The sequence below is a fragment of the Bradyrhizobium sp. LA6.1 genome, assembly GCF_040547805.1.
In the GTDB taxonomy this organism is placed as follows: Bacteria; Pseudomonadota; Alphaproteobacteria; order Rhizobiales; family Xanthobacteraceae; genus Bradyrhizobium; species Bradyrhizobium barranii.
This window is the reverse complement of record NZ_JBEPQK010000016.1, coordinates 79802-93186: the sequence shown is the minus strand read 5'-3', so window position 1 is coordinate 93186 and position 13385 is coordinate 79802. Positions and strand designations below refer to the sequence as shown.

The following is a 13385-nucleotide window of genomic DNA, read 5'->3' as shown; positions in this document are numbered from 1 at the left end:
CTGGTCCGGCGTCCCTTTGGCTGTGAAGGTCCGATCGCCAGCAGCTTGGTGGTCGGTACGTCAAGGCCCGAAGATGGTGCCGACTGAGCGGACGAAGTGGCCGGGCTGATCGCTACGAACATCGCGACGAGGGCGCCGAAGCAGGCGAGCCTGGTCATGCGGGTCGCGTTCACAGCGAGCTTGTCGAGGACGCGGCTCATGACAGCATCGCCTTCGCCACTTGCGCGGGCTCGTCGGCCTGCAGCCAATGACCTGCCGGTATGACGGTGAGGGACGCATTCTTGAGCTGAGACTGGCGCCGCTCGGCCATGGCGGCGGGGAAGTAAGGATCGTACCGTCCCCAGATCAGCTTGACTGGAATATCCAGCGTCTTGAGCGCCGTCAGATGCTTTGCGTTTCGGGCATGTTCATCGAAGAATTCCGCCGCCAACTGGACGAAGGCAGGACCGGCGCCAGGTTGGACGATAAAGTTGTCGCTGATCAGCGGACCGATGAACGCGCTGAAATGGGACTTTTGCGCCTCGGGCAAAGAATCCAGGAATTTCTTCTGCTGCCATCTCAGCAGCCAGCCAAACTGTTCGGGGCTCTGGGCGATCGCCATGGCCAGGGGCTGCATGCTCCGGGTCGCGAACAGCGTGATCATCTCGGGCCAAAGAACCGTGGAGTCCTCGCTATAGGCCGAGTTGAGCATGATCGCGGAATCGACACCGTCCGAATGGGTGAGCGCGTAGTTGAGCGCCGCCATCCCCGAGGAATCGTGAGCGACCGGGACGATCGTCCCCAGACCCAGACCCTCGACCACCGCTTCAAGGTCGCCAAGTTGCTGCTTAAAGCTATAGACGGTGCCGGCGGGCTTGTCGGAGGCGCCAAAGCCCAAAAAATCGAACGTCACCACGCGCCGCCCGCTGGCGACCAAGTGCGGAATCAGGTCGTCCCAGATGTGCAGATTGTCGGGGAAGCCGTGCATGAGTACGAAGGCCGGGCCAGAACCCGCATAATCTCGAGCGTAGACTTTTCCTTCGCCCCTAGAAATGCGATGCTCGACGAAGGCGGCGTGATCGGAAGACATGCATCATCCTTTCTTCCTCACGGAAGCGCTGACATGGGTGTCGCTTAGCGGCGAGGAGCCAGTGCGAGATTTGTTGCTCGGACTCTAGCGATTACGGCGGGGCTGACGTAGGTCGTTCTTGCCACCATTCGTGCCACAGGAGCGAAAATGCATCGGGTCGGTTTCATCGTGCCGCAACGGTTTCAGCTGATGAGCCTTGCGGCTCTGACGGCATTCGAAATCGTCAATCTGCCTCCCGCCGACCAGCGCTACGACATCCATTTGTTGTCAGAGCATGGCGGTCCGGTTCGGTCTTCGTCAGGAATGACGCTGCAAACCGAGGCGTTCGGAGATCCCGCCTTCGACACAGTTATCGTGGGTTCGATCACCGAGATGGACATGCCTTCGTCCGATGCGACCATGATCGCGTTCGTGCAGGAGGCAGCCAAAGCATCCAGGCGGATCGCCTCGATCTGCAGCGGCGCGTTTGTGCTGGCTGAAGCGGGCCTTCTGAATGGTCGACGCGCGACGATGCATTGGGCTCATGCAGATAGTTTCAGGGCTCGGTTCCCGGATGTCAGGGCGGAGGAGGACCGCATCTACATCAATGACGGACCGGTCTGGACTTCGGCGGGAATGACCGCGGGGATCGACCTCGTTCTGGCGTTGATCGATAATGATCTCGGTCCCGAAGCCGCGAAAATGGTCGCTAGGCTTCTGGTCATGAACCAGCGTCGGATGGGTGGACAAAAACAGCATTCCGCACTCCTTGATATGACGCCGAAGTCCGATCGCATCGAATTGGTCCTGGCGCACATCCGCCAAAATTTGCAGAACCCATTGACGATCGAAGAGCTTGCGGCGGTCGCCAACCTGAGCCCCCGCCAGTTCAGCCGCGCCTTTCTGGCTGAGACCGGCCAGTCACCAGCAAAAGCCGTGGAGCGGCTCCGGCTGGAGGCCGCTAGGTTCATGATCGAAGAGGGACGGCACACGGTTAACGTCGTGGCGCGGGAAACGGGCTTTGTGGACCGAGAACGCATGCGGCGCGCGTTCCTCCGGACCTTCGGCGTGCCACCGGAGATATTGCGCAGGAACGCTCGACGGGAGGCGGTGGCGGCTGCCTGACTTGGGCTATAAAAAATGTAGGCTTGAGTCTGGCTCTCAATGCGGGGCCGAACGGCGCTCTCGGCCATCCGGCCCGTGCGTGAGCATCCGGGTTCGACAGCAGAGCATGCCTCCTGGATGATACCCGTCTGGACTATCATCCACATTTCGGACAGTAGGAGCAGCCATGCATCGGGTAGGTCTCATTGTCCCGCACGACTTCCAGCTCTTGAGTCTTGCGCCCATGACGGCATTCGAAATGACGGGATTCGGGCTTGCGAAGCCGCCTCCGGCCGATACCCACTATGACCTCCATCTGTTGTCAGAGCACGGCGGTCCCGTTCGATCTTCCTGTGGTTTGACCGTTGACACCGAAGCATTCGGCGATCCGGCTTTTGATACAATTATTGTCGGCGCGATCACCGCGTTCGAAATGGCCCCATCGAGCGCAAACTTGATTGCCTTCGTGCAAGAAGCTGCGAGGGCGTCGAGGCGCACCGCTTCATTTTGCAACGGGGCGTTTGTTCTCGCTGAAGCCGGACTTCTTGATGGTCGCCGTGCGACAACGCATTGGATTCAAGCGGCAAGTTTCAAGGCTCGGTTTCCGGATGTCAGGATGGAGGAGGACCGGATCGACATCAATGACGGTCCGATCTGGACGTCGGCTGGAATGACCGCAGGAATCGACCTTGTCCTAGCGATGATCGATAAGGACCTGGGTCCCGAAGTTGCGAAGGTCGCTGCCAAGCTTATGGTCATTAATCAACGTCGGATGGGCGGACAAACACAGCATTCCGCTCTCCTCGACATGACGCCGAAATCCGATCGCATAGAATTGGTCGTGGCGTACATCCGTCAAAATCTGCGGAATCCGCTCACAATCGAGGAGCTTGCGGCCGTCGCCAACCTCAGCCCTCGTCAGTTCAGCCGCTCTTTTCTGGCCGAGACGGGTCAGCCCCCGGCGAAGGCTGTCGAGCGACTTCGGCTGGAAGCTGCCAGGTTCATGATGGAGGAAGGGCGGCACACGGTTAACGTCGTAGCGCAGGAAGCGGGTTTTGCTGACCGCGAACGCATGCGGCGGGCGTTTCTCCGGGCCTTCGGTGTGCCCCCGGAGGTGTTGCGCAGGATTGCTCGACGGGAGGCGGTGGCGACTGCCTGACTTTGGGTCTGGCCGAGGTTTTCTGTCAGGATTGGCATCTACGGAGCGCATTCTCTTTGGGGATAAGTCGCCTGCAACCCCACTAAGCGCCGATTATACCTAGGCGGCCAAGCGGCGATCCTCTTCGCCGTCTTCGTGGTCGCCGTTGGATGCCTTCTTTAAGAAGCGGGCCAGCGCGGCTTTTCGTGAATCGCGGTCCAACGCGTAGGCGGTTTGCTTGAATTCGATGCCGTCAAGGAGCCCCTGAATATAGCCCGAGATGGTGTCCGCAGCCATGATGAGCGCGGTGTCAAGCGTATGGATGTACTTGCTCGTCACCGAACCTTTGGCATGACCGACCAGAGCCGCGATGGTCACCTCGGTAAAGCCGAGATCGTTGGCCATGCTCGCGAAGCTGTGACGGAGGACGTGCGGCGTCACATCGGATAGCGGGGAGTCCTTGAAGATATGCTTCCAATGGCTCGGGAAACTGCCGAACGCGTTGTCCTCGCCCTGCCCCGGGAAAACAAATGTGCCGACATGGTCGGTGCGACGCTGCTCGAGATATTCGACGACAGGCAATCCTACGGGGCGGATCGATTCACCTTCCTTACTGTCCTCCAGTCGCAAACAACTCGCCTCGGTATCAGCCTCCGTCCATTTCAAGCCGATCATTTCGCTTCGCCGGGAGCCGGTCAGCGCAATCTGACGGACAATGTCCCCGATCGTGGTGTATTTCTGCTGCTTGGCGGCGTCGCGGAGCATCCGACCGAGTATTCGATACTCCGCCTCCGATAGTCGACGCTTTCGCACATTGTCCTTTGGCTTGCGGATACCATGGGCCGGGTTGCTCTCGATGATCCCTGCTTCGACGGCGTAGGTAAGGATGCCGCCGAGAAGGCCCACGGTACGCGTGGCCGTTCCAGCGCCGCCCCGGACGATGGCCTTGCCGCGCAGCTTCTTAGTCTTGACCGACACCCGGGTCTTTCCGGCCATGATGTCCTTGAGGACCTTGTTGATGTCGGTCTTGGTGAGATCCTTGACCCGCCTGGTTCCTAGGAGCGGAATGATGTGCCGCTCAATGCGGCCCGTGTCTGTGGTGATCGTTGAGGCCTTCTTCGGTCGCCCGCCTTTCCCAAGGATGAGGCCGGCCTGCAGATCCGCGAGATAGCGGGTGCACAGCTCCCTCACAGTGATCGCCTTGTGATCGAGTTGGCGATCTTCGACGGGATCATCACCCCCAGCGACCCGGCCGAGTTGCACCCTTGCCTCTCGGCGTGCCGTCTCTGGTGCCCAGGCTCCGTGAAGCCCAATTGTGTATCGACGAGACCGACCTCTCGATCGATACTGGATGACGTAGCTGCGCTTTCCGGAGCTAAAAACCCGGAGTCCAAAGCCCGGTAGCTCGTCGTCCCAGATGAGGTAGTCCTTCTCTCGGGCATCCGCCGCCTCGACAACCCTCTTCGTGATCTTGACCATGACGTTCCTTCGTTCCAGGCGCGATCTCCCAAGTAAGCAACGCGTAAGCAGGCGGGAGAAAATCGGTGCGGGGTTTCGGATAGGAACGTCGCTGTTGTTGTTGAGAATACCCAGTTGCTTCAGGTGGATAGCGTAGCATAGCGTGCCCTATCGCATTTTTCGGATGGGTACGTTATCTTGCTCCGAAGGCAGAGGTCACACGTTCGAACCGTGTCGGGCGCACGATGACCTGACGCCCTTTCCACCGGGAATGGGCAAAGCGGAGAAGCGAGTATTTACGCGATGGCTATTTCCGGCCCGATGCACCGCGGCCGGGCCGAACTCTTCGATCACGCCATCGGATGACGCGCGTTGTTGGTCAGCAAGAAATCAGATGGTCCGGTTGTATGTGCTGCCGGACATTACAGACGGCCAAAGCCCGCCTGAAACGTCATCCAGCGAGCTGTCGCCGAGCGCATCCTTATGCGAGTTTGACGAGATCTTTTGCTCGCTCACTTGCTGCCCAGTCGGAGCGCTGTTCGCTTGTTGATGCAACTTGTCGTCCGTCATCAAATGCTCCTTTGCTTGGTGCGCTTGAGGGGGAAAGGTACCGTTGGATTCGTTTGCGAGCGATACGGCAGATGTCGTACTTCGTCGTCGGTAAGCGGGAAATTCCGAAAGGCCCTGCCTCGACCTCAGGATTTGGCACCCTTCATCGCGACCTGCTCGACAAACTTGAGCAGACGGTCAAATCGCTCGCCTGCCACCGACACCTGATCGAGGACGCCAGGATCAAGCTCATCCTTCAGGCGTATCGCTTCGTCACCCAGTCCATGGTCCTGCTCGCCGTAGGCCATCCTGCGCTCGGTGGCCCGCAGGCGATCCGACAGCAGGATTGCGAGAGCGCGATAAAATCGGCTGGCGAACGCGTGGTCTCCCGCGAGCTTCCGGAGCAGGATTTTCTTGTCGAGAAAAAGGGCGACGGAATCGATCTTCGCAGCAACCGTGGCCGAGGGCGGCACCGAATCGACCAGCGACATCTCGCCAATGAAGTCACCGGCCTCGAGCTGGGCGATCTCACCGGCGCCGGACACGCTCACGCCCATCCTTCCCTGCAACAGCAGGACCATCGCGTCGATCGGCACGCCCTCCCGGATCAAGACTTCCTGTCGTCCAATTCCGCGGCGGAAGCCGGTACGCGCCATCCAGTCGATGTCGGAATCATTCAGCACGCCAAATATGAAGAGGACCTTGCGCATATCGGCTCCCTAAGCCAGTTGACGTTCTGCGAAATCCGTAAACAGGCCCGGCTGCGCCATCAGCTCGGCAAAGGTGCCGGTCTGTACGATCCTCCCACCACCCAGGACGACAATCCGGTCCGCCGACTGAACGGTGCTGAGCCGGTGTGCGATGACGATGCGAGTCAGATTGAGCCGCGATATCGAATCGCTGACAACGGCCTGGGTCGGATTGTCGAGCGCGCTGGTCGCCTCATCCATCAGCAGGAGCTTCGGTCCGTGGGCAAGCGCCCGCGCGATCAGCAGTCGCTGGCGTTGACCGCCCGAAAGCGGGCTGATGCCTTCGGCAATGATCGTTTGCATGCCCATGGGCATGGTTTCGATGTCGGCATCGAGTCCCGCCAGCCGTGCAATCTCCCAGGCGCGGTCAATCGACAGTTGGGCTCCGCCGCAGATGTTGTCATAGATGCTGCCGGATGCGAGCCTGGAATTCTGCAGCACGACACCGGCCTTCCGACGCAGCAGTCCAATGTCGATAGTCTCGAGTGACTTACCGTCGACAAAAATTACGCCCGCTTGAGGCTTCTCGAAGCCGAGCAGCAGACGGAAAAGTGTCGATTTCCCGCTTCCCGACGGGCCGACAATGGCGAGGTACTCGCCTGCGCCGATGCTGAGGCTGATGTCGTCGAGAATCGGCGGCCCGTCGCCACCATAGCGGAACGACACATTGGCGAACTCGATCGCGCCGCTGATGTCGCCGACCGATTTCCGGTCGTCGCTGATTTCAGTCGCCGTCGAGATGATCGGCCGGAGCCGCTCGATCCTCGGGATGGCGACCAGCAGTTCGCCGACGGCCTGCGCCCACTCGCCGACCGCAGCGAGCGACAGGCCGAATGCCGCATAGAACGCGAGGAAGGTGCCGAGGTCGTGCTTGAGGCCAGACACATTCTCAGCCACCGCAAAGATCAGCAGCGTCGCCAATGGCGGAAATGCCGCTTCGAGGCTCTTCTGCAGATTTCGCGCGCGCTGCGACGTGACGAAATTGCGCTTCTGTTCGGCGAAGCGCTCGACCCAGATGGCCAGCGCGTGCATGGTCGCATTGGCGATCCGCAGTTTTCCGACGCCGGTGATAAACTGCAGAACCAATCCCTCCAGCAGTCCCTGCAGATGAAGGCTCTCGCGTTCATGCGACAGCCGGGCCAGACTGATCGCCACCACGATTGCGACGCGCAGCACGGCGAGTGCAGCAGCCAACATGCCAAGCCTGACATCGAGGTACAGCATCACGGCAAAACTGAAGAAGCAGGGTACCAGGGCCAAGCATCCGCGAATGACGCGGCCGGTGACGATCGTGCGCACGGCTTCGATCCCAAGCGCGCGGTCGCCGAGATCGCCGACGGAAAAGTCGCGGAAGAACGCGACCGGCATCCGCAGCAGACGGTCGACGACCGCCGCCTGAAACGCCCAATCCAGCCGGCTCTCGAGCCGGAGCATGGCGATCCCCTGCATCATCTGAAATCCGCCGGCGACCAAAGTCACGACAATGAGCGCGATGGTGCAGATCAGGAGCTGGTCGGCTTCCGCGCGCGGCAGCACGGAATCGATCAGAAGCTTGGTGACCAGGGGCGGCGCCAGCGCGAGAAGGCCGAGGGACAAGGCCGCCCGCATGATGCGCAGGAGATCGGCCCGAACCATCGCGGCGCCGAATGTGAAGAGATCGCGAACCATCAGGGCCCGCGACGGCAGCGGCCGATAGAACGTCACGGCTTCGGGAGCCAGCTCGGATGCGGTCGCCCGCGTCAGGTCGCGGCGCGTGCCGGCACCGGGATCGACGATGATGTGGCGACCGCTTGGCCCCGGCAGGACCGCGACAGCCCGTCGGTCTTCGCCGAGAAACGCAACGAACGGACCGGCGCTGTTTGTCCACCACTCCGCTCGCAGCAACAGGCGCCGGCTCCGCACCCGCGACGCCCTTGCGATGATCGTTGCGTTCGCGAGATCGTCGCTTCCGGACAGCATGCTGGCCGGAGCTTCGAGCGATATGCCCATGGCATCTCCGACCTTCCGGCAGGCGGCAAGCAGATGGCTGGCGCCAACCGTGCCGGACTGCGATCCGGCTTCGGCGGCGATGATCCCGGCAAGACGACCAACAACGCTTCTGGTCCGCATCCGGTTGAGATTCGAACGCTGGCGCAGGCGCTCGGCCTCCGCGACGGCGTCCTCGTCGATCCTGCGACGCAGGCTCTCCATCACGCGTACATGGAATCGATCGAGGCCGGCCCATATCTCGGCAAGCGGAAACGCCCCGCTCTCCCGAACCGTCAGGGTGGCCTCCTCACGGGCGACGATCCACGTTCCCGGCGGCATCGGCACGGGGACGTCTGAGGCATCGCTCTCCGGCATCGCCATCACGCCGATGGTCCCGCGCTCGATCCCAATCCAGCCGACCCGCCGGCCGGACAACCGGAGAAACTCCGTCGACGCCAGGGTGTATTGCGATCCGATCGCGGCCTGCTGCACGAGTGCTCCTGCAGGGGAGGCTGCGATGAGTCCTGCGACCTGCGCAGTCCATGCGTCGATCCTGTCCCGATCCGCAAAACGGCCGCGACGACCGATCACGATCTCCGTCTCGAGACCGCCAACCGCAATAGCGGCAAGCGAATTGCTGCTCGCATCGCAGATACCGGGCAGGCCGAAAACGACGCCGCCCTGCTCGACCCGAAACAGATGATGCCGCCGGCTCGGCTCGCCCGCGGCAGTCTCCCTCACCGCAAAAATGTCGACATAGCCACGCACGACGTGAAGGACGCGATCGACGTCATCGATCGGTAGCGGTCGATGGCTCTCGAGCGCCACCGGGGCGGACGAGGCGACTTCGCTCAAGGGCGGGATTTCGAGATGTGGAGGCTGATACGCACTGTTCATTCGGCCGATACCAGCTGGACATATTCGCCGCCCTCGGCAAGCAGCTCCTGATGCGTCCCCCGCTGCACGACCCGCCCGTTGTTCATCACCAGGATCTCGTCACAGTCGCGAATCGTGCTGAGCCGGTGGGCGACGATGATGCAGGTACAGCCCCTGCGCCGGAGATTATCGTCGATTGCCTTTTCGACGATCGGATCCAGCGCTGAAGTCGCCTCGTCGAGCACGATCACGGAAGGATTGCCCACCAGCGCCCGCGCGATTTCAAGCCGTTGTCGCTGGCCGCCGCTGAAATTCCTGCCGTCCTCGGCAATCTGGCAATCGTAATTGCCGGCGCGGACAGCGACTTCCTCATGGATCACCGCATCTTTCAGCGCGCGCGACACGCTGGCTTCGGGCACGGTGTCGTCCCAGAGCGTGAGGTTATCGCGGGCGGTCGCTTCGAACAGCAGGATCTCCTGATCGACATAGGCGACCGAGTTGGTGAAGATCTCCTGGGGAATCTCCGCAAGTGGCCAGCCGTCGATGCAGATGTCGCCGGACCACGGCCGGTAGAGCCCGCTGATCAACCGTCCGATCGTGGATTTGCCGCTGCCAGATGACCCGATCAGGGCCACCCGGCGGCCGGGCTCGACGACCAGCGAGAAATCCTCAATCAGCGGCGGCTCGAGCGCGGAATAGCCGAACGAAATATCCTTGAGCTCGACCCGGCCCGAGAGCTTCGGCGGCATGCCTGCCGGCGCGTGCTCAATCGGCACCAAGGGACGGGCGGGATAGTTGAAGACGTCCTCGATCCGGAACAAATTGCCCTTGATGGTAAGGAACGCAGTGGTCTGCTGTACGAGCGCGTTGACCGGCTCGACCAGGCTCGCAAGCAGCGCCTGCAGCGCGACGAGGCCGCCGATGGTCAATGCGCCATCGACTATCCGTAAGCCGCCCACGCCCAGCACGACCGCGATGGTCAATCCAGTCAGGAAGATCGGGCAGGCGTCCAGGAAAGTCGAGTAGACGCCGAGATCGCGCTCGGCGTTCAGGACTTTTGCCTGAAATCCCGCCCAGCGCGCGAAGGCGTCATCCTCCAGACCGCCGGCCTTGATGGTTTCGATCGTGCGGATGATCTCGATGGTGCTTCCGTTCAGCTTGGCCCGTTCGATGACGAGCTTGCGGTTGAGGTTCTCGCGCTGGCGCGCAACCAGCCTGAGAACGACGACATTGAGCAGAGCCATGGCGACGCTGATCGCGGCCAGAAGGCCGTCGTAGAACGCCATCGTGATGGCGATGAAGATGACCGAGACCAGATTCAGCGCATTGGCGGCCACCCCGTTCGAAAGGAGCTGGGCGATCTGTTCGCTGGCAGCGACGCGGTTGGCGAGATCGCCCGAACGCCGTTGAGTGAAGAACTCCATCGGAAGGGTCAGGACGTGCCAGATCAACCGGCTGACCATCGTCACCGTGAGCTTGGTCTGGATGCGCAGGAGCAACGATTGTTGAAACGCGGTCATCAGCGCCCGCGCCAGCGCGGTGATCCCCATGCCGATCAATAAAGGCGTGAACCAGCCCTCGGCGCGCTTGATCAACACGTCATCGACAAAGATCTTCGCGAATGCCGGGACCAGTATGGCAGGCACCACGAGCGCCATGCTGAGTGCAACCAGCAGCACCACCGCCCCGAATGAATTCGACAGTTGCCGCAGCAGCAGCGGAAAGAAATCGGGCTCGCGGCCGCCTGCCTTGAACCCGGGACCCGGCTCCATCGCCAGGACCACGCCGGTGAAGGCTGCGTCAAATTCCTCGTGGCCGACCTTGCGACGCCCGACGGAAGGGTCGTTGACATAGGCGCAATCCGAATCCAGCTTTTCCAGTACCACGAAATGATTGAAGTTCCAGTGGATGATCGAGGGCATCGGCAGCTCATGGAGCGTCGCCGGCTCCTTCCTGAAACCTTTTGCGGTCAATCCGAACTGTCGCGCAGCCTTCAGCACATTGCTGGCCTTGCTGCCGTCCCGCGAAACGCCACAGGCTTCGCGCAGCTTTTCCAGCGGCACCCAAAGACCGTGATAGGCCAGAATCATCGCGAGCGAGGCTGCGCCGCATTCCAGTGCTTCCATCTGGAACACCGTGGGGGTGACCCGGCGCCGTCGCATGCGGCCGATCTTGTTGCCGAGGCGATCGAGCAAACCCGGCCGATTGTCAGCTTGATGCGATAACCCGGTCATGCACTGGTATTCCTAGCCACCAATGCCACTAAGCCGCTTCATCAGCGGGATCACCAGATCGATCGGCGGTTGCTCGCGCGTCGTGACTTCGGCGCGGGTCAACGTGCCGCTCGAGAGCAGGATCGGCGGCCCCTTGCCGGAGGTCCAGCGATACCCGCTGGCGGTAGAAGGATCGCGCTCCAGGGTCACCTTCGCCGCATAGGGCGCGCCGTCCTGCGAAAAGCGCTTCACCAGCGCGTCGTTGTGCAGGTCCGCCAACATGCCCTGCGGCGTCACAGGGAAATCCGAGACCGTCACCACCCTGCCGACAATCGCGCCGTATTCTTCCCGCTTGACGGTGGTCGGCTCGACACGAACCTCCATACCCGGCCTGATGTTCTTGCCGCGGTCCGGCGGCATATAGACGGTCGCCTCCAGAACCTGGCCCGCGGTCTCGATTTCCACGATCGGCATCCCCGTTGTCAGCACGGCGCCGCCGGATACCTTGACCTCGACGACGCGGCCATCAGCGGGGCTGACGATCCGCGACCCCCGCTCCAGGTCGGCTGCAATCTGCTCGACCGTCCGCCTTGCATCGTTCACCTTGAATTCCGACTGCAGCCGATCGCGCTCACGCTGGCTCTGCAGATCCAGCCGCTGCGCGTTGAGCTTGAGGATGTCGTTCTTCGCGTCGGTGATGCGCTCCCGCGCATTGTTGAGCTCGACCCGGCGGTCCTCGAGATATCTGCGCGTGACGGTTCCGTTTGCCGCGGCAGGCTCGAGCTTGGCCACCTCGTCTGTGAGATAGGCGGTGCGCCGCTCGGCGGCCGCAATCACGTTGGCAAGGCCGGCTTCCTGAGCCGCATAATTCGCAAGCTTGGCATCGATCTCGCGCGAGATCGCCCCGGTGAGCTCGGCATGCTCGCGCTCGCGCTCGCGCAGGACGTCCCTCGCCTGCTGAAGCCGCTGCTCGGTCTCGGTCTGCGCGACCCGGGCAATCACCTGATCACGGCGGACCTCGTCGCCGATACCGACGTCGAGCGAGGCTAGCCTTCCACTGACCGCGGACACGGCGTCGACCAGGCGACCACCGCTGCTCAACAAAATGCCATCGCCGGACACGCGGGTCGGAATGCGGCCCAGCACGCTCCAGGCGAGCAGCACGGCAAGACCCAGCGCCAGCGCCGCTGCGGCCATCCAGTCGAACGGGCGCGTGACGCCGACGACATGATCGAGCTGTTCGGGATTCGAAAGCCGCTCGATGGCCGCGTCCCGAAAGATTCGCTCCGTCCCCCGCTTCACACAGGCTCCCGCAAATGCCGAACCCACTTCGGCTGGGCTCAAGTTGAGCCGGAATGCTTTCATCTTTTCAAGCAGGATATCGCCTGCCCGCGCTGGCAAATTCTTTGACCGCGCGCTTTTTGAAACCCAAACCTTCAGCTCGCAGCCTGGCATTCGTGCAGCCACGCCGAACTCGCTCATATCGGGCCACGCGAACAGCTTTTCGACATCGTCCGCTCGCTTTGGCCGCAGCCCGCCGCGTCATACGAAGCACAATGCCTGATTGGCAGGCATGGCTGTCTCGAGGCGGTCAAATGCCGCCGCCGCAATGGCGCACCAAAGGCAAAATGACCGACGCCCCGCGCGCGGGACCATCGGTCATCGCAAAGGCTCGGCAATATCCAAGCCGGTCACGCTATGAACCCTGAGGTCAGATAGTCGGAGGGACGACCGTGGTTTTAGTGGTGCTGCTCGGCCAAGCGCCCCCTGCTACATCGTCTAGGGAGCCCTCGCCGAGTGCATCCTTGTCAGACGTCGACGAGATCGTGTTCGCGGCGCCGTCCTTGGGCCTCTCACCAGGCTGGGCCTGCCCTGTCGGATTCGTGTCCTGCCCGTTGGTCATATTCAATCTCCATGTTTCATCCATGCTGATCGGGGCCCGACATTGCAACCCGCGCTCACTGCATGTTCGCTCTTCCAGGAATGGGTAGAGCGGACATGCCTATATCGAGATGGACCATTTCCGGACCGATGGGCGGCGGCAGAGGTGACCTCTTCGAGCCGTCGTCGGCTCAGGTGCCTTCTAGCCCCCCTTGCCAGTGGTAGTGAATGGCCGCCCAGAGCTGCCGCCTGAAACATCGTCCAGGGACTTATCGCCGAGCTCATCCTTTTCAGACGTCAACAACGTCTGGGAACTTCTGTCCTGAGCGGCGTCCGCGAGGCCCTCAGCTTCCCCTTGTTTATTCGCATCTTGCGCAACGGTCATATTCCATCTCCGGTTT

At 61.8% G+C, this 13385-nt stretch carries 9 protein-coding genes; 2 read left to right on the top strand and 7 right to left on the bottom strand.

Annotated elements, in window-relative coordinates; translation table 11 throughout:
* Nucleotides 1-196: 196 nt before the first annotated feature.
* The gene (locus tag ABIB99_RS31765; RefSeq protein WP_354116252.1) at nt 197-1069 is read right to left on the bottom strand and encodes an alpha/beta fold hydrolase; all 873 of its coding nucleotides are present in this window, start codon (nt 1067-1069) and stop codon (nt 197-199) included.
* Between the two features lie 147 nt (nt 1070-1216).
* On the opposite strand from ABIB99_RS31765, the gene ABIB99_RS31760 reads away from it, so the two are divergent.
* Both ABIB99_RS31760 and ABIB99_RS31755 read left to right on the top strand, forming a co-directional pair.
* Nucleotides 1217-2173 (top strand): GlxA family transcriptional regulator, encoded by a 957-nt coding sequence (locus ABIB99_RS31760; protein WP_247314885.1) that lies wholly within the window; start codon nt 1217-1219, stop codon nt 2171-2173.
* Nucleotides 2174-2339: 166 nt separating this feature from the next.
* The gene (locus tag ABIB99_RS31755; protein ID WP_354121849.1) at nt 2340-3311 is read left to right on the top strand and encodes a GlxA family transcriptional regulator; all 972 of its coding nucleotides are present in this window, start codon (nt 2340-2342) and stop codon (nt 3309-3311) included.
* A 99-nt stretch (nt 3312-3410) separates the two neighbouring features.
* Here the strand turns inward: ABIB99_RS31755 and ABIB99_RS31750 are convergent, their stop codons facing one another.
* The 6 genes from ABIB99_RS31750 to ABIB99_RS31725 form a co-directional block, all read right to left on the bottom strand.
* On the bottom strand, nt 3411-4769 hold the full coding sequence (locus ABIB99_RS31750; protein ID WP_247314883.1) for a tyrosine-type recombinase/integrase: 1359 nt from the start codon (nt 4767-4769) through the stop codon (nt 3411-3413).
* 369 nt (nt 4770-5138) lie between these two features.
* Complete coding sequence (locus tag ABIB99_RS31745; protein ID WP_247314882.1) at nt 5139-5318, bottom strand: hypothetical protein; 180 nt, start codon at nt 5316-5318, stop codon at nt 5139-5141.
* A gap of 125 nt (nt 5319-5443) precedes the next feature.
* A complete protein-coding gene (locus tag ABIB99_RS31740) occupies nt 5444-5953 on the bottom strand; it encodes a cyclic nucleotide-binding domain-containing protein (RefSeq protein ID WP_247314881.1) in 510 nt (169 codons plus the stop codon).
* A 63-nt stretch (nt 5954-6016) separates the two neighbouring features.
* On the bottom strand, nt 6017-8869 hold the full coding sequence (locus ABIB99_RS31735) for an NHLP bacteriocin export ABC transporter permease/ATPase subunit (RefSeq protein WP_354121850.1): 2853 nt from the start codon (nt 8867-8869) through the stop codon (nt 6017-6019).
* A gap of 38 nt (nt 8870-8907) precedes the next feature.
* On the bottom strand, nt 8908-11124 hold the full coding sequence (locus ABIB99_RS31730) for an NHLP family bacteriocin export ABC transporter peptidase/permease/ATPase subunit (RefSeq protein ID WP_354121852.1): 2217 nt from the start codon (nt 11122-11124) through the stop codon (nt 8908-8910).
* A gap of 12 nt (nt 11125-11136) precedes the next feature.
* Complete coding sequence (locus tag ABIB99_RS31725) at nt 11137-12405, bottom strand: NHLP bacteriocin system secretion protein (RefSeq protein ID WP_354121853.1); 1269 nt, start codon at nt 12403-12405, stop codon at nt 11137-11139.
* Nucleotides 12406-13385: the final 980 nt, after the last annotated feature.

Coding starts and splice junctions, on each gene's coding strand:
- ABIB99_RS31765 (WP_354116252.1), bottom strand. CDS start 1,069: ATGTCTTCCGATCACGCCGCCTTCGTCGAGCATCGCATTTCTAGGGGC.
- ABIB99_RS31760 (WP_247314885.1), top strand. CDS start 1,217: ATGCATCGGGTCGGTTTCATCGTGCCGCAACGGTTTCAGCTGATGAGC.
- ABIB99_RS31755 (WP_354121849.1), top strand. CDS start 2,340: ATGCATCGGGTAGGTCTCATTGTCCCGCACGACTTCCAGCTCTTGAGT.
- ABIB99_RS31750 (WP_247314883.1), bottom strand. CDS start 4,769: ATGGTCAAGATCACGAAGAGGGTTGTCGAGGCGGCGGATGCCCGAGAG.
- ABIB99_RS31745 (WP_247314882.1), bottom strand. CDS start 5,318: ATGACGGACGACAAGTTGCATCAACAAGCGAACAGCGCTCCGACTGGG.
- ABIB99_RS31740 (WP_247314881.1), bottom strand. CDS start 5,953: ATGGCGCGTACCGGCTTCCGCCGCGGAATTGGACGACAGGAAGTCTTG.
- ABIB99_RS31730 (WP_354121852.1), bottom strand. CDS start 11,124: ATGACCGGGTTATCGCATCAAGCTGACAATCGGCCGGGTTTGCTCGAT.